Here is a 17846-nt window from a genome sequence, read left to right on the forward strand (position 1 = left end):
TTGTCCGGCTTCCAGGGTCGGCCCTGGGGTCTCTAACGGCGGACCTACTCCGGTGTAATCATTGAGACGAGCCGGGGACGGCTTCCGAAGCCCTGTCGGCGAATTCACAGAAGGCGTCGTAGGCACGAGCACCGTAGATCGTGGCCGGCCCGCCGTGCATCAGAATGCTGACGCCAATGGCCTCGGCGGCCTCCTCTTTCGATGCACCGGCACGAGCCGCTCCTTGGGCGTGGGAGGCGATGCAACCGTCGCATCCGGCTACGACCCCGATCGCCATCGCGATCAGCTCCTTGAATTTCTGGTCCAACGCCCCCGAGTTCAGTGCGCCATTGCTCATCTCTGCAAAGCCCCGGTACACCTCCGGGATCATCTTGCGTAGCGCGCGGTGCTGAGGGTTGAGGTCGTCGAGCACGTGGTGGTAGTGGTTGTCTTCAGTCATGCCTATTACAATACTTATACGGGTGGGGGTATTCCAGATTCCGCCCACAATTGATCCGACGCAACACCGTAGAAAGGGATGGCCATGACCATGGGGCTAACTACCAAGTTGAACACCACATTCGAAGATGCGGTCGAACGGGCCACCCGGGCTCTGGCCGATCAGGGCTTCGGGGTGCTCACCAGAATCGACGTCAAATCCACACTGAAGCAAAAGCTCGACTTGGACATGGAGGACTATCTGATCCTGGGTGCCTGCAACCCGGTCCTGGCACACAAAGCCCTGAATGTGGACCGCCAGATTGGTCAGTTGTTGCCCTGCAACGTAGTGGTGCGAGCCGACCCCGACAGTCAAGCTGGCGCCGTACTGATTGAGGCGATGGACCCGCAGATCATGATCAAGGTCACCGACCAGCCGGCACTTCGCCCAATCGCCGACGAAGCCGCCGCAAAATTGCAGGCCGCAATCGAGGCGCTGGGCAACAGTCAAGGCTCGTAACCGATACTTTGGATCGAGCTGTGCCACACTGGCGGCCAATCTAATTCGTGAAGAGGGCCGGGTTGCCGCGATGCCCGAAAGCTAGGGTCGCGCTCGAGGACCCATCGGCCCCATTTCACCAGGTGGCATCATGCCGCCTGTGCCCATCATCGGGCAAGTGCCGTAGTGACCACCGGCCCGGTCGGGCCAGCCGTCACGTCGCCATCCAAAGTCGTCCGACGACCGGCCCAACAACACCCCAGAGAAGAAGATCACGGCGACCACGAATACGACGCCGGCAGCAATGCCCACCCACGCCGCGGATTGCCCTAGCCGACTTGGCCGCTCGGATCTTTCCGTGCCGAGCGGCCGTTCGAAAGAGACGGGGTTGGATTCAGACGTATCAGCCATGGTCGAACGATGCAGCACATATTCCTGCGGCGGTAGGGTCAATCGGCCCTAGGAATGCGCTGTCGTCGCGCGCATTCTGGGCTCGGAGTGCGAGTTCTGCCGCGCCCGCTGGGTATACCCATGGGGGTAAATGCCAGGCTGCGACCGTGCGATCAGATCGCCACAGTTGACGGAGGAGTTTCAATGGCACGAGTCGTCATCCTCGGTGCTGGTATCGCCGGACATACGGCCGCGCTGCACCTGCGCCGATGGCTAGCCCGCACGCACGAGGTCGTCGTGATCTCTCCCAATGCCGACTGGAACTGGATCCCATCGAACATCTGGGTGGGCGTCGGCCGGATGGACGCCGCCAAAGTGCTCATTCCACTGAGGCCGATTTACCGGCGCAAAGGCATCGTCTTTCATCAAGCGCTGGCCACAGCGCTGCATCCAGAGGGCACCGCAGGCCAGTCGGCACCGTCGGTGGACTTCACCTACACCGACGAGGAGCACGGTGGCCAGACCGGCTCCATTACATACGACTACCTCGTCAATGCCACTGGGCCGCAACTGAATTTCGCCGCCACACCCGGGCTCGGCCCTGCCGGCCACTCATACTCGGTGTGCACCGCGTCCCATGCCGTCGAGGCCGCCAAGGCACTCGACCGGGTCATCGCCAGGCTGAAGGCCGGCGAGAGACAGCGTCTGGTCATCGGCGTCGGACACGGCACCTGCACCTGCGAGGGCGCGGCGTTCGAGTACACCTTCAACGTTGAGCACACGCTGAGAACCGCGGGAGTACGAGATCTCGCCGACATTGTCTATCTCACCAACGAGTACGAATTGGGCGACTTCGGGGTCGACGGCATGAGTTTCGTCGACAAAGGCTTCGTGCAGTCCAGTCGGTTGTGGACTGAATCGCTGTTCCGTGAGCGCGGCGTCAAGGCCATCACGCAGGCAGCTGTCCACGAGGTGATGGATGGCAAGCTGCGTTACGAACAGCTCGACGGCCAAGAGCACGACTTGGAGTTCGACTTCGCCATGCTGTTGCCGCCATTCAGGGGGGCTGCCCTTGCGGCATATGACAAGAGCGGCAACGACATCACGTCCGCGTTGTTCGCACCGTCTGGTTTCCTGAAGGTGGACGCCGACTACTCGGGCAAGCCCTTCGACGAGTGGTCTGCCGAGGACTGGCCGCATACCTACGAGTCTCCTGTCTACCCGAACATCTTCGCGCCGGGCATCGCGTTTGCACCCCCGCATCCGATCTCTCGGCCGCGTACCAGTCCGAACGGAACGGTCATCACGCCCAGCCCGCCGCGGACCGGTATGCCGTCGGGCATCATGGCCAAGACCGTGGCCGAGACCATCCGCGATCGAATCACCACGGGGGAAACCACTGCTGCACACCGTGCCTCAATGGCAGGTATGGGCGCCGCATGCGTGGCGTCGGCCGGCACCGGTCTGCGGCAAGGCTCGGCCGCCGCGATGACGATGTTCCCAGTAGTCCCCGACCCGGTGAAGTATCCGCAGACCGGTCGTGACATCGGCGGCACCTCCGGCGAACTCGGCCTGGCCGGGCACTGGATCAAGCTGCTGTTGCATTACCTGTTCATCTACAAGGCCAAAGGCCGCCCATTCTGGTGGCTCATCCCCGAGTGAAAGGCACTCCGATGGATGACGAAAGCACGTATTCAGACGTGAACGCGCAAACTGCCGAGCGCATTGCCGACGCACCGCTGCCGACCGCCGCGACGTTGCGAATGCGTCAGAACATCTTCGTCCAGTTTTGGCGATTCGTTCGAATCAATCTCAAGATGCTGCGAATCATCTACGGGCACGGCTGAAGGGCGATCGCAACGGGTGTGTTTCGGCGGAACACGAACGCCGCTCGAAATGGCTGCCGGACAGCGCGCTCGCCAATCTGAAAGTTACTTATGTTCGGGCCTTCCGGCGCTGGCAAAGCTGGCTGCACCGGCGCTCGAAAGCGCTGCTCGCCGGCATCGACAGCGTTGCCAGTGCTCGATCATTATGACCGGCCCTATTCGACGAGCATCACTCGGCCTCGAGTCGGACGAGATCACCCCGGCGATCGTTGCCGCGCTGGGACGCGGCCCATTACAGCCAACGGCGTTTACGTTCGCCGCGTCGGATTCACGTGATGTCCTATGGATTCGCATCAGCATGACTGGCCTTTTGCCCATTGGGTGTTGAGCCTTTGGGCATCGCAGCATCGGTATCTTCGCCCAGCAGGAGGGAACGAACCAGGCGGCGGGGCCCGAAGGGCCGCAGCATGAAGCTGGCGGGGCGCGAGCGCACGCGCAGCGGCCACCAGAACCACCGGCCGAGCAGCGCCGCGATCGACGGCGTCATCAGCGAGCGCACGATCAACGTGTCAAAAAGCAGGCCCAGGCCGATGGTGCTGCCGGCCTGGCCGATCGAGCGCAGGTCGCTGGCGACCATCGACATCATGGTGAAGGCGAAGACAAGGCCCGCCGTGGTGACCACCCCACCCGTCTCGCCCATCGACCGAATGATGCCGGTCTTGAGGCCGGCGCCGATCTCCTCCTGGAACCGTGACACCAGCAGCAGGTTGTAATCGGATCCGACAGCCAGCAGGATGATCAACCCGAACACCGGCGCGATCCAGTTGAGCTCCAGACCGAAGAGGTGTTGCCACACCAGCACCGAGAGCCCGAAGGCGGCACCTAGCGACAGCAGCACGGTCCCGACGATCACCAGGGAAGCAACCAAAGCCCGCGTGATGATCACCATGACGACGAAAATCAGCGTCAGGGCCGCCAGTCCCACGATCAGTAGGTCGTAATGGGATCCCGACTGGATGTCACGGTAGATAGCCGCCGTCCCGGCGAGGTAGAACTTGGCACCGGTCAGGGTCGTTCCCTTCACCGCTTGATGCGCGGCGGCCAGTTCGGGCATGACGGCTGAAATACCCGGCGGGGTAGCCGGGTCCGCGTCATGGGTGATGATGAAGCGCGCGGCCTTGCCATCCGGCGACAGGAAGAGCTTCAGACCGCGCTGGAAGTCGGCATTCTGGAAGGCTTCCGGCGGCAGGTAGAAGTAGTCGCCGCTGCGGGAGGCGTCGAAGGCCTGCCCCATTGCGCTGGCGGTGTCCGTCATCTGCGCCATCTGTGTGACGAGGCTCGAGAAGCTGCTGTGCATCGTGAGCAGAGTTCCCTGCATGGATTTGGCGACCGCGATCATCGGCGGGAACTGCGCGGCCATCTGAGGGATGATCGCGTCGACATTGTCCACGTCCTTGATCAGCGTGCTCATGTTCTCGCTGAACTTGTCCACACCGTCGATCGCCTCGAACACCGATCTCGAAGCCCAACACACCGGGATGTTGAAACAATGTTGTTCCCAATACAAATAGCTGCGGAACGGACGGGCGAAATCGTCGAAGTCCGCGAGATGATCACGCATCTCGTCGAGAGTTGCTTGCATATCGCGCATGTCGCCGACCATGTGGTGCGTCGCGTTGCTCATCTGTCCGAGCAGGCGCTGCATCCGCTGCATCGAGCCGATCATGGCGCCGAGATCGTCGCTCATCTTCAGCATGTCGGCCGTGCGGTCCTTCATGAATTGAAGGTTCTCTTGGATCGGGATGGATTGGGCACTGATCTGGAATGGTATGGACGTGTGCTCGATCGGCCCGCCCAGCGGGCGGGTGATGCTCTGCACCATCGCGATTCCCGGCGAACGAAACACGTCTTTGGCAAGCCTGTCCAGGATGATCATGTCGCCGCTGTTCCGCATGTCGTGATCGCTTTCGATCATGAGGATGTCGGGATTCATTGTGGCCGCGGTGAAATGACGCTCCGCCGCGGCATATCCGACGTTGGACGGCAGGCCGGCCGGAATGTAGAAGCGGTCGTTGTAGCTGACCTTCATGCTCGGCATGATCAAGATGCCGACGATGGCGATGACCAAGGAGGCCGCGAACACCGGACCGGGCCAGCGCACGGTGGCGGTGCCGATGCGCCGCCACCCGCGAGTCTTGATCATCCGTCGTGGGTCGAGTAAGCCGAACCGGGTTGCCACCGCGACGACGGCCGGGGCTGCGGTCATTGCCCCCGCGACGACGACGAGCAACCCGAGCGCGGATGGAATGCCCAGCGCCTTGAAGTACGACAGCCGTGCCAGGTGCAGGCAGAAGGTGGCCCCGGCAATCGTTAACCCCGAGCCCACGATGATGTGCGAGGTTCCGCGGAACATGGTGTAGTAGGCCGTCTCTCGGTCCTGACCGGCCTGCCGCGCCTCCTGGTAGCGGCCGATGAGAAAGATCGCGTAGTCGGTTCCCGCCGCGATCGCCAACGAGGACAACATCGCGACCACGAACGTCGAAAATCCCAACAGTTCGTAATTTCCGAGGAGCGCGACAAGCCCTCTGGCCGTGCCCATCTCGAAGCCGACCATGACGAGGACCAGCAGCACCGTGCTGACCGATCGATAGGCGATGAAGAGCATGATCATGATGACCACGCCTGTCACGCCCATCATCTTGAACATGCTCTTGTCGGCGGCCTCGTTCATGTCGGTCGTCAGCGGTGCCGGACCGGTGAGGTAAACCTTCAGCCCGTGGGGCGGGTTCGGCTTGTCGATGATTTTGCGCACCGCATCGACGGATTCATTGCCCAGGGTGCTGCCCTGGTTGCCGGCCAGGTTGAGTTGGACGTAGGCCGCCTTGCCGTCCTTACTCTGGACGCCCGCGGCGGTGAGTGGATCCCCCCACACGTTCTGCACGTGCTGCACGTGCTTGGGATCCTCCTGCAGCTTTTTCACCAGGCCGTCGTAATAGCGGTGCGCCTCTTCGCCGAGTGGCTTGTCGCTCTCCAGGACGATCATCGCGATGCTGTCGGAGTCCGACTCGTGAAACGTCGCGCCGATACGTTTGGCGGCGATCATCGCCGGCGCGTCCTGCGGCGACATGGTCACCGCGTGCTTGCGCGCGACCGACTCGATCGGCGGCACAAGCACGTTCAGGGCAACGGTCAGCAGCAGCCAGCCGATGATGATCGGCCACGCGAACGTGTAGACGAATCGCATGAATTTCGGACGGGCGTCGCTATCGGTGTTCATGCGGCCTTCACCAGGCAGGAGGTTTGGGCGTGGTGCCCGGCCGCAAGCCTTTCGTCCTTGACCTCGTCGTTGACGGTGATGCGGCACCCGATGTGGTCGCTATCACCCTGTGCCACGACGTTGGCGATCACGGCTGGCACCGTCGTGGTGATTGTGTAGGTCCATGGCAGGCTAGTGAAGTCCGCCTGTTCCGGCTGGGCACTCTTGTTCAGATAGCTCACGCTGCCCGCCGTGTCGCTCGGTCCATAAATCTCATACGTCACCCGCTTGATATGCGACGGCTCGAGCGGTTCGGCGCTGCTGCCAGTAGCCGTGAAGATTGCGTCGGAGCCGAAGACGCTGCGCAACCGGGTGACGGCAACACCGCCGAGTGCGACGGCGACCACGACCACGAGCGGCACCCATCCTCGTCTGAGAAATGTGAACATCGAAGTTTCCCTTGGTTTCGTTCCCTCGTCTGGCCAGTTTCGCGTCAGGTCGACACACCGAACAGGGCCGTTCGGCCCATGATCCAGATGGCTTTGGGTAGCCAACTGCGATTACTAGAAATTGCCGAGTGATCTGGCCGATCGCAGCGGTCGCTCGTTCGCCGCTAACGGGATAGCGCCGATCCGCCCTGTGACATGCACGATCTCCCATCTGCCCCTCGATCACCCGCGTCATATATACCCTACCCGGTATAGCATAGTAACCCGGGCTATGTCAGCGACTACTCGCTGCCTGTACGAGGCTGCTGGACAGCAGCCCGGTTTCTCAAGCGCTGCAGGTATTCTGGCTTTTTACGATCCGACGGGCCCGCGGCGCCAGTTGACCCCAAGCCACGCCTGACCTGCCCCCAGCGGCAGCAGGCTGCACCCGACGGCCACCACACAACCTTTGACACCTATCGCGTGAATCTGCAACACCCCTGCCAGCACCGGGATGGTGAATGCCGCACCGATCAGCACCAGGCACAGCGCCAGCGCCCACCACACCAGCGGGTTGCGCGTTACGGCGTTGTCCAGCAACGTGGTACGGCGGCCACGCATGTTGAAGACATGCCATAGCTGGGCCAGCGCGATGGTCAGAAACGACACGGTCGTCGTTGCCGCGCCACCCAGCCCAACGACCTGCGTAACGAAGACGATTGACAAGAGGGTGCTTGCCGCGATGGCCACACCGTAACCCGTCATTGTGCGCCAGTGACCGGCGGTGATGATGGGTTCATGTGGGCGGCGTGGCGGCCGGTGCAAAACATCCCCCTCGCCCTCACCACTGGCCAACGCGAACGCCGGAAAAACGTCGGTGACCAGGTTCAGATACAAGATTTGCAGCGGCAGCAACGGCAGCGGCATGCTGACGAACACCGCCAGTGCGACCACCAGGACTTCCGCTAAATTGCACGACAGCAGGTAGACCGCGAAGCGCCGAATATTGTCGAAGATGACTCGGCCCTCGCGCGCCGCGGTCACGATCGTCGGGAAACTGTCGTCGAGCAGCACTATGTCGGCCGCATCGCGCGCAACCTCGGTGCCCCGCTTGCCCATCGCTACGCCGATGTCCGACTTCGTCAGCGCGGGCGCATCATTGACGCCGTCGCCGATCATGGCCACGATCTGCCCTTCGGCTTGGAACAGCTCGATCAAATCAAGTTTCTGCTGGGGGCTCACCCGCGCGAAGACCCGCCTCTGGGCCAGCTCCGCGCGAACTGCTTCCGGAGCATCCCTCAGGCGCGGCAGGTCATTTCCGGTCGTCACGGCACCGTCGGTTGCGGAGATGCCCACCTCCCGGGCGATGGCCAGCGCCGTACTCGGGTGATCGCCGGTGGCCATGACAACGCCGATCCCCGCGTCGCGCAATGCGTTGACCGCGTCCGCGATGTCAGATCGTGGCGGGTCGCGCAGTGCTACCAAGCCGATGAACGCGATCCCGTTCCCGACGAGTCGCTGCGGATCCGTGCACGGTGCAGCGGCGAGGGCAAGCACGCGCAACCCGTCGGCCGCGAGTTCTTCGGCGGCCTCGAGCCACTCGGCCTTGCGGCGATCGTCGAAACGCTCAGCCACGACACCCCTGCGATCGGCGAGCGCCAAGACCGCTTCGGGCGCGCCCTTGATGGCGGCGAGATACCGATCATGGTCGCGATGGACGGTGGCCATCCATTTGGTGGCGGAGTCGAACGGGTACTCGCGGACTTCCGGGTAGTGGGTCAGCTTTTCGCTACGGTTTAGCCCCGCGACTGCGCCGGCGCGTAACAGCGCAACTTCCATCGGATCACCGGTACCGGTGTCGGTTTCGGCGTCGTAGTCGGCGTTCCCGCACAACACCGCGATAAGAAGCGCCCTCGCTAGTTCCGCATCGGTGGACGGGTCGACCACGACACCATCGGTGCGAACGGTCTTGGTGTGGTAGTCGAGCTCGAATGCACCCGTGGCCGTGACAATGCGCTCGACGGTCATCCGATTCTCGGTCAGCGTGCCCGTCTTGTCGGTGAGCACGACCGTCGTCGAGCCGAGCGTCTCGACGGCGGGAAGGTTCTCCACCAGCGCGTTGCGCCGGGCCATCCGCAGCATTCCGCGGGCGAGCGCGAGCGTGGCAACAATGGGCAGGCCCTCGGGGATCGCTGCCACCGCGAGCGCGATAGCGGTCTCGACCATGAGCGGCACCGACCTGCCGGTGACCAGTCCCGTCGCCGCCACGATGGTCGCCAACACCAGGGTCAACCAAATGAGCTGGCGAGACAGCCGGGCGAGCTGGCCTTCCAACGGAGACCTTCCCTCATCAGCTTCCTCGACCAGCTGGGTGATGCGACCGAGTTCGGTGGCCAACCCGGTACCCACCACAATGCCCACGCCGCTGCCCGCGACCACATGCGTGCCCTTGAACAGCATTGCGTCGCGCTCGTGCAGGGCGGCAGCTCCGGCGTCCGGCGCCACGGACTTGCTGACCGGCACCGACTCACCGGTGATCGCCGACTCGTCAACACCCAGAGCCGCGCTGTCCACACACCGTAGGTCGGCCGAAACGACGTCACCGGCCTCCAACAGCACCACGTCGCCGGGCACCAACGCGTCGGCGCCGACGACCTCCGACCGGCCGCTCCTGCGGACCCGAGCGCTTCGTCCGCCGAGCGCGCGCAAAGCCTCCATCGAGCGCACGGCCTTGCGCTCCGTGCCATAACCGATCGCGGCGTTGAGGACCAACACGATCGCGATCGCCGTCGCCTGGTGCCATTCAGCGAACGTCAAAGACACCGCCATCGCCGCGGCCAACAGCGCCACGACAGGATTGGCGAACTGGCGCACCAGCAGGATCAGGTCGGAAGTCGGTTTGCGGGTCTGCAGGAGATTGCGTCCGAATAACAGCTGCCGACGCTCGACCTCCGCCGCGTTCAGGCCGACGGCAGGGTCGACGCCCAATCGGACGGCAATGTCCGCAGCCGACATCGCGTGCGGAAGCTGCGGTAGTAGCTCTGGTGAAGCGACAGCGGATCCCATCGGTTCGAGCCTGTCATTGGGCGCATCCGCAGTCTGGGGTCAAAGGTCACACATCGAACCCAATTCGGCCGCGCCCTCAGATTGAGTCCCGTTGCGCCTCAGAGTAAACGCACATGGCTATAGCCGGGCACCTCAGGCCAGCGCCAGAAAGAGCTTCTCCAACTCGTCTTCCGTTAACGGCTTCTTCCCCTTCGCGCCTTTGCCGGTGGTGCATTCGCGCATACCAGTGGCGACGATCTTGAACCCGGCCCGATCGAGAGCACGCGACACCGCTGCGAGTTGCGTGACCACGTCCTTGCAGTCACGACCCTGCTCGATCATCGAAATAACGCCGGCCAGCTGGCCTTGCGCGCGCCGCAACCGATTCAACACGGCAGCGATGCTGTCTTCGTCACCAACCATCACATCTCCTTGCTTGTTATACGCCAATATAAGCCATCATCCCCCCGGGGGTATTCCGCAGGCGATACCACGACCGCATGAGCTCAGCGGTCGGTGTGTGGCGCGGGGCTAGGAAATCTTCTTGACCGGCGGTGAGTAGCTGGGCTTACCCAGCCCCAGCGTGTACTGGCCGATCATGTTGCGGAACACCTCGAGCGTGCCACCGTAGATTCCCACCAAAGGTGCGAACCGGTAGACGTATTCGGCGCTGCCGTCATCGGCGGCCCCGTCGGCGCCGAACGGCAGGGTCGAGGCCGCGCCGTGGATGTCCATCAGGTCCGGGGAGATATCGCGCATGGTCTGGGCAATCGCCACTCGTCCGTAGATGTTCGGGGATGACAAAGCCGCCTCCAACCGTGCGACGCTGCGGCCCAGCCGGTATGCGACGGACTGGTCGTCAACGAGCTTGCGCCCGTTGGGATCCGGCCGTGTCACGGCCCTCACGGCGTTGTCGACCGCCAGCGCCATCGAACCGGCCTGGTGCATCATTATCGAGGTGTCCTGCAAGCCGTCGGGTGCGGCCGCGACCGCGCCGTGCTCGGTGTTGAGCGGCTCGCGCAGCACGGTCCAGCCGGCGTTCACGTCGCCCAGCCGGTACTTGTCGTCGACGCGGACATCACTGTAGTAGACGATGTTGGTCCGGTCGCCGTCCACCGTGCGGATGCCCTGGATCTCAATGCCCGGGGAGTCCAACGGCACCAGGAACATGGTCAGGCTCTTGTGCTTTGGCGCATCCGGGGCGGTGTTCGTGATCAGGAAGACGTACTGGCAATTGTGCGCACCGGTGGTGAACATCTTCGAACCGTTGATCACCCAGTTGTCGCCGTCGCGCACGGCGCGGGTTTTGCAGGTCGCGATGTCGGAACCGCCCTCGGGCTCGGTATAACCGAGGCAGAGCCGGACTTCGCCGCTGAAGACTCGCGGCATCACCTCGTCGTGCAGCTCGGCCGAGCCGAACCTCGCGACCGACCGGGCCACCATGGCCGTCGTCCCCCAGGTCACCCAAGGAACGTGAGCGCGGCGCTTCTCCAGCTCGTAGATGCGCCGGCGCACGCGACTGAATCCGCCCTCGGATTCCGGCTTCCATTCGCACGCCAGATAGCCCGCAGCGCCGAGTGCCAGATGCACGCCCTCGTCGAAGTTGTCACCGGTCTCACGGTCGCGCCGCAGCACATCTTCGGTCACATGGGTTTTCAAGAAGCTGCGCAATTCCTCGCGAAAGGTTTTGTCCTCATCGGAGAGTTCCACCTGGGAGAAATCCATGTTTGCTCCTGTCCTAGACGGCTGCCGCGGCGCCCTCGCGGGCGGTCACGATCTCAGCGACACGCTTCGCGGTGGCGCCGGGGTCTCCGGCCGCGAGCGGCCATCCCCGGGCACGCACCAGGTAGGCCGTCGCCGCGGCTTCGGACGAAACACCAAGTCCACCTTGGATATGGACGGCCATGGTTGCCGCCTTGGCGGCCTCCTCCGACATGAACACGAACGCCGACGGCGCCAGCTCCGCCCGTGCGCCCGGTTCATTGTCCAGGAACCAGGCCGCTCGCCGGGCCAGGTTGCGTCCGCCCGCAACGGTGATGGCCATGTTGGCCAGCGGATGCGAAATGGCCTGCAGCGTCGAGATCGGAACTCCCAATGTGTAACGGGTCTTGGCGAATTCGGCGGCGATGGTCATCGTCTCCTCGACCAGGCCCACCAGAGCAGCCGCGGTGAGCAGTCGCCATTCGTCCAGCGCGAGTTCGTAGTTCGCCAGCGCTTCGGGCCCCGCCGCCACGACCGTGCGGGTGTCGGCGTTGGCCGGATCGACCCAGGCCATCGGCAACCGGCCGAGATTGTCGACCTTGGCGGGCCGGGTCCCGAATGTCAGGCGCACCACCTGGTCGCCGTCGCGGACGACGATGTGGTCGGCGATCGATCCGGTGGGGATAAGACGGAGGCCCGGCGCACTGTCGATCCGCGCGTCAATGCCCGCGAGCTGCTCGCCGTCGGCGACGCCGGCGGTATCGGCGTCCAGCGCGCCGAGCCGGCCCAGCAGCCGCGCCGTGCACACGTGATCGATCCACGGGACCGGCGCCATGCACCGCCCGATCTCCTCGGCCACCAGCGTGAGGTCCACCAGCGTCGCCCCGTCACCACCGCAGGATTCGGGCAGCGCCATCGTTGTCGCACCCATCGCGCACAAGCGCTCCCACAGGTTCTTGTCGAATCCGGAAGGCTCAGCGGCGCGCACCGTTTCGATGGAGCAGTGGGTCTTGAAGAACTGCTTGTAGGCATTCTGCAGATCCACGTGGTGGTCAGACAGGCTGTAGTCCAGTCTGCGTAGCTCGAAGCGGTCCATCTCTATGCTCCTGTCCTCAGGCTCGGTCGCCGAAGAAAAACTCCTGTGCGTTGTTGTACAGGTAGTTGTCCAGTACCTCGGCGGGCAGGTCAAGCGCTCGGGCTTCGGGGATCACCCGGTGCATCCGCAGGACCGGCCAGTCGGATGCGTAAATGACCTTGTTCGGGCCGCGGGTGCGCATGTAGTGCAGCAGGCTTTCCGGCAGCCGCTTGGGCGACCAGGCCGAGGTCATCAAGCGCAGGTTTTCATACTTGAGCATCAGCCGGATCGCGACATCCCACCACGGATCGGCACCGTGGATCATGCACAGCTTCAGTTCGGGGAACCGCACGCACACCCGGTCGAGGTGAATGGGATTTTGCACCTCTCCGGGGATCGGCGGCCCCGGAATACCGGTGTTGACGCATAGCGGCAGGTCGAGTTCCGCGCACTTGGCGTAGAGCGGGTAGTAGACGGCATCGCTGGGCGGATATTGGCCGTCGCCCCAAAAGCTAGGTCCCACAACGGCATACGCGACGGGCAGGTCGCCCACGATGGCGGTCAGTTCACGTAACGGCGCTACCGGGCGCAGCAGGTTGACGCCACCCATGGCCAGGGCGAATCGGTCCGGCTTGGCTTCGACGAATTTGCGCGCGGTGGTCGACGGGCTGGCCAGGTTGTCCATCAGGATGGCCTTCTGCACGCCTTGGTCGTCCATCTCGTCGAGCAGCTCGGCCAGATCGACGGGCGCGAACATCGACTGCGGGCCCTTGAAGTAGTCGTCGCGGACCTTGAGCATCCAGGTCGGCTGGGAGTCGACCTCGCCGAAATGCACGTTGACCAGGCAGTCGATCGCTTTGTCGTTCATGCCGGCCCCTCGGCCTCGGCGCCGGCCAATGCGGTAGCCGGAAGCTGTTCTGCGGCAGCTTGTTTAGCCCATCGGTAGTTCGGTTTGCCGTTGCCGAGCCGCTGAACCTGCTCGACGAACAAGATGGCCTTGGGCGCTTTGAAGTGCGCCAGCTGCGACTTGCACAATGCGGCGAGTTCGGCTTCTTCGACGGCGGCGGCGCCCGGCGCGACGGCGACCAGCGCGACGACCTCCTGGCCCCAGCGATCGCTGGGCCGCCCCACCACCAGTGCGTCGGCGACGCCGGGGTGGGTACGCAGCACCTCTTCCACCTCTTCGACGAAGACTTTTTCACCGCCGGTGTTCACCACCAGCGAATCACGACCGTACAGACGCAGGGTGCCGTCGGATTCGATACTGGCCCGGTCGCCGGGGATCACCACCCGCGTACCGTCGATCTCCGGGAAGGTGCGCTCGGTGGCTTCTGCATCGTCGAAGTAGCCCAACGGAATCCGGCCGCTGCGCGCCACCCAGCCGATCTCGGGATCACCGGGCGCCAAGAACCTGCTGCGATCCTCCGACACCACCGCTCCGCCCTCGCGGAGGTGAAAGGTCTCACTCTGCGTGCCGCGCTGACTGTGCCCGAATCCCATGTTGCCGGATTCCGACGAGCCGTACCCATCGATGATGGTGACCTGCGGCAGCTTTTCCATCAGCGCGCGCTTGAACTTGGGATTGGTTGCGGCTCCGCCGGTCCCGATTGCGTTCAGCGTCGACAGGTCGTAGGCACCTCGTTGCAACTCATCGACCAGGGGGCCGGCATACGCGTCGCCCACCATGGTCATCATGCCGACGCCTTCGCGCTCCGCGGTCTCCCATACCGCGCGCACGTCGAGTTTGCCCCGGCCGTCGTAGAGCACGGCGGTGAACCCGCCCATGATCGCCGCGAACGCGGTCCACATGCCCGCGGCGTGCATCAGCGGAGAGACGGCGAACCATGGCTGGCCGCCGCCGCGCACCTTGGCGTGAATCTCCTCGACGCTGACGTGGTCGGCCCCGACCATCGACGCCACATACATGTCGCTTTGGCGCCACAGCACGCCTTTGGGACGGCCGGTCGTTCCGCCAGTGCACATCATGATCAAGTCGTCGGGTGATCCCGGCGCCGGGTCGCCCGAACCGCCTTGCGCCAGCGCATCATCCAGCGATACCGCACCGGGCAGTTCGGGGGCGTCGCTGCCGTCTTCGATGGAGATCAACAACTCGGGCAACGGCAGCACCTCGGCGCACCGCGCGCCAAGCGATCGGTGATAGATGATGCCGCGCGGCCGGACGTAGGAGAGCAGGTCGGCGATCTCCCGGGGCGAATAGCTGTAGTTCACGTTGACCGGGACCACGCGGGCTTTCAGGCACGCGATCAACGCGTCCGGGTACAGGTCGTTGTACATCAGCAGCGCGACCCGGTCTTGACCGCACTCCCAGCGGCTCAGCGTGTCGCGCTCACGGTGCACCCCGAAACCGTTGGCGCTCAGAAAGTTCGCTAATCGACTGGTCCGTTCTGCCGACTCGGCGAAGGTGCTGCGACGTGATCCGCACACCGTCATCAAGCGGTCACCGATGACGTCGGCGATGGCGTCGAGAACCGCACCGACGGTCCATTCACCCACTGCCGTGGCCGCCTAGGCCGCCACGGTGGCTTTGACGCCGAGCAGATCTAACGCATTGTCGCGCATGATCTTCCGGATGTCCGATTCGCTGAAGGCCGTGAGTTCTTCGGCGAACGACACCGGCGATTCGAGGCCCTCGCCGTGCGGCCAGTCGGAGCCGAACAGGATCTTGTCGACGCCGATGACCTCGGCCAGCTCCGGCAGGTCGTCCTCGTAGTACGGAGCGATCCACACGTTGTTGCGCAGCTGCTCCACCGGATCCTCGGGAAAGTCGCGCGGCTGGGTGTTGGCTGCCTTCTTCAGGCGCTTGACGAGCCGATGCACGAAATACGAACCGTTTTCGATGCTGACCGCTTTCAAGCTCGGATGGCGGGTGAACACACCATGCACGATCATCGAGGCCATCGTGTCGTGAATGGCACGGTCGTCGAGGAGCACATTGTCCAACGGATCCTTGGCGCCAAACCCTTCGAACGTCGCCTTGCCGCCCCAGGCCGCGGCGATGTGCAGATAACCGCTGTCGCTCAGGTGGAATCCCACCGGCACCCCAGCCTCGGCCAGCCGGGCCCAGACCGGGTCGTGGCTGGGATGCCCGAGCGAGCGCGGCTTGACCAAGCCCGGCACCGGCGCCGGACGAACCAGCACCAGTTTGGCGCCGCGTGCCAACACGAAGTCGACCTCCTCGAGCGCCTTGACGGGGTCGGCCAGTGAGATGATCGGCGCGGAAATGATGCGGCGGTCCGGGCGGTCGAAGCCCCAGTCCTCGTCGAGCCACAGGTTGAACGCGTGCACCGACGCCATCGTCGCGTCGATGTCATGCTTGAGCGCTTCTTCGACTCCGCACCCGAATGTCGGCAACATGAAGACGGTGTCGATGTCCTGGGTGTCCATCACCGTGATGCGGGCGTCGCGGTTCTGGTACTCGGGGTGTTCGCCAAGCCGCTCGACCTTCATCAGCGATGCCGGATCGACGCCTTCGGGAATCTCACCGCGGAACAACAGGTCGAGGCAACCGGGCACGATGATCGGGTCGAAGGTGGGGTTGGGAATAAAGTGATTGACCTGGCCCCCGATGACCGCCAAGGTGCGCTTGCCCTGAGTGACCATCTGCACGCCGCGGCTCTTGAACGCTTTGTCCAGGTGGCGGGTGAACGCGTCCAGCGGTTCGTAGTAGTGGTTATCGACGTCAATCGCCTTGTAGCTCAAGCTATTCATCATCTTCCTTCCCTGGAACTACGCGTCTGTCGGGCGCAGCGTCGGAAAATGCGGGGGCCGCTTCTCGAGGAAACTCGTGATCCCTTCGATGACGTCCGGCCGCGACATCGCCTCGTGCACCAGGACTTCGGAACGGGCATTGGCGTCCACGACGTCGCGGATGTCGTCGCCGTAGACCTGCCGTTTGATAACGGCCATCGATGCCGGCGAACAGTTTTCGGCCATGTCCTCGGCGTACTCCAGGGCGCGTTTCATCAGGTCCTCGGCCGCCACGACCTCTTTTACCAGGCCCAGCTCGACGGCCTCCTCGGCAAGAAAGGTCCGTGCGCTCAGCAGCAGGTCGAGCGCAATTCCCATGCTGGTCAGCCGCGGCAGAATCCAGGAGATGCCGAATTCGGCGATCAAGCCCCGGCGAGCGAACACGGCGCCGAATTTGGCTCCGGCAGCGGCGAACCGCACGTCGCACATCAGCGCCTGGGTCAGCCCGATGCCGACACAGGCGCCGTTGATGGCCGCGATGACGGGCTTGCGCAGCGTGGTCAGGAAGTGCGGCGGTCGCTCGCCGACCAATTCGGCCAGGTTCGTCGCACTGGCCTCCTCCATCGCTTCGCCGACCGTGGCCGCCGCGCTCGGCGCGCCCAGATAGGCACCGGCGCAGAACCCCGTGCCCCGGCCGGTCAGCACGATCACCCGGATCGCGGGGTCGGATTCGGCGCGGTCGATGGCGGCATAGAACCCGGCCGCAATGTCGGGACCCCACGCGTTGAGGCGGTCCGGCCGATTGAACGTCAGGATCGCGACGCCGCTGCCGGTGGTCTCGTACAGCACCGCGCCGCCGGCCTGAGAGTCCTGGGAGGCGCCGTTGCTGCCGGACATCTTCCGCGGCACCTCCTGATGCTTTCGAGTACGGATTTCATGGGCTTTGTACCCATACTGTATACCTATCGGTACCGCATTCCACAACCGCCTAGCGGCCCCGTGAACCCGCGCCAAACAGCGAATTTCGCAATGCACAACCGCGGTCCGGACGGCCCTGAATCCGTCCCGATGCACACCGCGTTGTTTGGGATCGGGGTGGACCGGGTTATCGACACCTCGACACCACGGACGTGCATTTGAGGCAGCTAAGGGGATCAGCAGTGAAAGAGGCAGCAAAAGCGGTTTGGCACCGCGTGAAACAGGCGCGATCGACCATCATCAAGTTCGAGGCGACGTGGGCGGGCATTCAATTTCTGTTCGCGCTCGGGCCGATCGGCGTCGTGATCGGCATCATTCTGTGGGTGCGAGGGCAACGAAAGCGCGCTGCGCAGGCGCATCCGACAGCGCCGGCCGGGACTGACGCCGCAACCGAAGCCCCCACGCCGGTCACGGCGGACGCCGCCGCCAACGGGCTGGCCCGCTGACACTGTGTCGAGCGCCACGTCCCGATCGTGTTTTCCCGTCAGGCGGCTGGGAAGAGGAAGAAGTGGCACCCACTAGG

The 17846-nt window shown here is 64.0% G+C and carries 16 protein-coding genes; 4 read left to right on the plus strand and 12 right to left on the minus strand.

The genetic code is table 11. From position 1 onward, the window contains the following. Window positions 1-58: 58 nt before the first annotated feature. Window positions 59-439 (minus strand): carboxymuconolactone decarboxylase family protein, encoded by a 381-nt coding sequence (locus MAAFP003_RS19625; RefSeq protein ID WP_096289491.1) that lies wholly within the window; start codon window positions 437-439, stop codon window positions 59-61. Window positions 440-523: 84 nt separating this feature from the next. Here MAAFP003_RS19625 and MAAFP003_RS19630 point away from each other — a divergent pair, with 84 nt between their 5' ends. Beyond that, a complete protein-coding gene (locus MAAFP003_RS19630) occupies window positions 524-937 on the plus strand; it encodes a DUF302 domain-containing protein (RefSeq protein WP_096291285.1) in 414 nt (137 codons plus the stop codon). An 81-nt stretch (window positions 938-1018) separates the two neighbouring features. On the opposite strand, the gene MAAFP003_RS19635 is transcribed toward MAAFP003_RS19630, so the two are convergent. Next, entirely contained in the window at window positions 1019-1327 is a 309-nt protein-coding gene (locus tag MAAFP003_RS19635) for a hypothetical protein (protein ID WP_096289492.1), read from the minus strand. A gap of 183 nt (window positions 1328-1510) precedes the next feature. Here MAAFP003_RS19635 and MAAFP003_RS19640 point away from each other — a divergent pair, with 183 nt between their 5' ends. Further along, window positions 1511-2968 carry an NAD(P)/FAD-dependent oxidoreductase gene (locus MAAFP003_RS19640; protein ID WP_096289493.1) on the plus strand — a complete coding sequence of 486 codons (1458 nt, stop codon included), beginning with the start codon at window positions 1511-1513 and terminating at the stop codon, window positions 2966-2968. Window positions 2969-2979: 11 nt separating this feature from the next. Continuing rightward, window positions 2980-3153 carry a hypothetical protein gene (locus MAAFP003_RS29250; RefSeq protein WP_165796394.1) on the plus strand — a complete coding sequence of 58 codons (174 nt, stop codon included), beginning with the start codon at window positions 2980-2982 and terminating at the stop codon, window positions 3151-3153. A gap of 319 nt (window positions 3154-3472) precedes the next feature. Here the strand turns inward: MAAFP003_RS29250 and MAAFP003_RS19645 are convergent, their stop codons facing one another. The 10 genes from MAAFP003_RS19645 to MAAFP003_RS19690 form a co-directional block, all read right to left on the minus strand. Next, window positions 3473-6409, minus strand: a complete 2937-nt coding sequence (locus MAAFP003_RS19645) for an MMPL/RND family transporter (protein WP_096289494.1) — start codon at window positions 6407-6409, stop codon at window positions 3473-3475. Further along, a complete protein-coding gene (locus tag MAAFP003_RS19650; protein WP_096289495.1) occupies window positions 6406-6837 on the minus strand; it encodes an MmpS family transport accessory protein in 432 nt (143 codons plus the stop codon). Before MAAFP003_RS19650 ends, MAAFP003_RS19645 begins: the two co-directional genes overlap by 4 nt. 351 nt (window positions 6838-7188) lie before the next feature. Beyond that, window positions 7189-9882 (minus strand): cation-translocating P-type ATPase, encoded by a 2694-nt coding sequence (locus MAAFP003_RS19655; protein ID WP_207768557.1) that lies wholly within the window; start codon window positions 9880-9882, stop codon window positions 7189-7191. Window positions 9883-10014: 132 nt separating this feature from the next. Beyond that, entirely contained in the window at window positions 10015-10284 is a 270-nt protein-coding gene (locus tag MAAFP003_RS19660) for a metal-sensitive transcriptional regulator (protein ID WP_025735226.1), read from the minus strand. Window positions 10285-10392: 108 nt separating this feature from the next. Then, complete coding sequence (locus MAAFP003_RS19665; RefSeq protein WP_096289497.1) at window positions 10393-11586, minus strand: acyl-CoA dehydrogenase family protein; 1194 nt, start codon at window positions 11584-11586, stop codon at window positions 10393-10395. Between the two features lie 13 nt (window positions 11587-11599). Then, the gene (locus MAAFP003_RS19670) at window positions 11600-12658 is read right to left on the minus strand and encodes an acyl-CoA dehydrogenase family protein (RefSeq protein ID WP_096289498.1); all 1059 of its coding nucleotides are present in this window, start codon (window positions 12656-12658) and stop codon (window positions 11600-11602) included. Between the two features lie 16 nt (window positions 12659-12674). Then, window positions 12675-13505, minus strand: a complete 831-nt coding sequence (locus MAAFP003_RS19675) for an amidohydrolase family protein (RefSeq protein WP_096289499.1) — start codon at window positions 13503-13505, stop codon at window positions 12675-12677. Then, window positions 13502-15151: an acyl-CoA synthetase gene (locus MAAFP003_RS19680; RefSeq protein WP_096289500.1), complete on the minus strand. Its 1650-nt coding sequence runs from the start codon at window positions 15149-15151 to the stop codon at window positions 13502-13504. The genes MAAFP003_RS19675 and MAAFP003_RS19680 overlap by 4 nt, the downstream gene beginning before the upstream one ends. A gap of 12 nt (window positions 15152-15163) precedes the next feature. Beyond that, on the minus strand, window positions 15164-16366 hold the full coding sequence (locus MAAFP003_RS19685; protein WP_096291286.1) for an amidohydrolase family protein: 1203 nt from the start codon (window positions 16364-16366) through the stop codon (window positions 15164-15166). Window positions 16367-16384: 18 nt separating this feature from the next. Beyond that, a complete protein-coding gene (locus MAAFP003_RS19690) occupies window positions 16385-17242 on the minus strand; it encodes an enoyl-CoA hydratase (RefSeq protein ID WP_096289501.1) in 858 nt (285 codons plus the stop codon). A 263-nt stretch (window positions 17243-17505) separates the two neighbouring features. Between MAAFP003_RS19690 and MAAFP003_RS19695 the strand changes: the two genes are divergently transcribed. Next, entirely contained in the window at window positions 17506-17769 is a 264-nt protein-coding gene (locus MAAFP003_RS19695; protein WP_133160876.1) for a hypothetical protein, read from the plus strand. The last annotated feature ends 77 nt before the right edge of the window (window positions 17770-17846 follow it).

This window comes from Mycobacterium ahvazicum (assembly GCF_900176255.2).
GTDB lineage: Bacteria > Actinomycetota > Actinomycetes > Mycobacteriales > Mycobacteriaceae > Mycobacterium > Mycobacterium ahvazicum.

Bases quoted from the DNA above. Each gene is read 5' to 3' on its own strand.
- MAAFP003_RS19635 (WP_096289492.1), bottom strand. From the start codon at position 1,327: ATGGCTGATACGTCTGAATCCAACCCCGTCTCTTTCGAACGGCCGCTC.
- MAAFP003_RS19645 (WP_096289494.1), bottom strand. From the start codon at position 6,409: ATGAACACCGATAGCGACGCCCGTCCGAAATTCATGCGATTCGTCTAC.
- MAAFP003_RS19665 (WP_096289497.1), bottom strand. From the start codon at position 11,586: ATGGATTTCTCCCAGGTGGAACTCTCCGATGAGGACAAAACCTTTCGC.
- MAAFP003_RS19690 (WP_096289501.1), bottom strand. From the start codon at position 17,242: ATGTCCGGCAGCAACGGCGCCTCCCAGGACTCTCAGGCCGGCGGCGCG.
- MAAFP003_RS19640 (WP_096289493.1), top strand. From the start codon at position 1,511: ATGGCACGAGTCGTCATCCTCGGTGCTGGTATCGCCGGACATACGGCC.
- MAAFP003_RS19670 (WP_096289498.1), bottom strand. From the start codon at position 12,658: ATGGACCGCTTCGAGCTACGCAGACTGGACTACAGCCTGTCTGACCAC.
- MAAFP003_RS19685 (WP_096291286.1), bottom strand. From the start codon at position 16,366: ATGAATAGCTTGAGCTACAAGGCGATTGACGTCGATAACCACTACTAC.
- MAAFP003_RS19655 (WP_207768557.1), bottom strand. From the start codon at position 9,882: ATGGGATCCGCTGTCGCTTCACCAGAGCTACTACCGCAGCTTCCGCAC.
- MAAFP003_RS19660 (WP_025735226.1), bottom strand. From the start codon at position 10,284: ATGGTTGGTGACGAAGACAGCATCGCTGCCGTGTTGAATCGGTTGCGG.
- MAAFP003_RS19675 (WP_096289499.1), bottom strand. From the start codon at position 13,505: ATGAACGACAAAGCGATCGACTGCCTGGTCAACGTGCATTTCGGCGAG.
- MAAFP003_RS19650 (WP_096289495.1), bottom strand. From the start codon at position 6,837: ATGTTCACATTTCTCAGACGAGGATGGGTGCCGCTCGTGGTCGTGGTC.
- MAAFP003_RS19625 (WP_096289491.1), bottom strand. From the start codon at position 439: ATGACTGAAGACAACCACTACCACCACGTGCTCGACGACCTCAACCCT.
- MAAFP003_RS19630 (WP_096291285.1), top strand. From the start codon at position 524: ATGACCATGGGGCTAACTACCAAGTTGAACACCACATTCGAAGATGCG.
- MAAFP003_RS29250 (WP_165796394.1), top strand. From the start codon at position 2,980: ATGGATGACGAAAGCACGTATTCAGACGTGAACGCGCAAACTGCCGAG.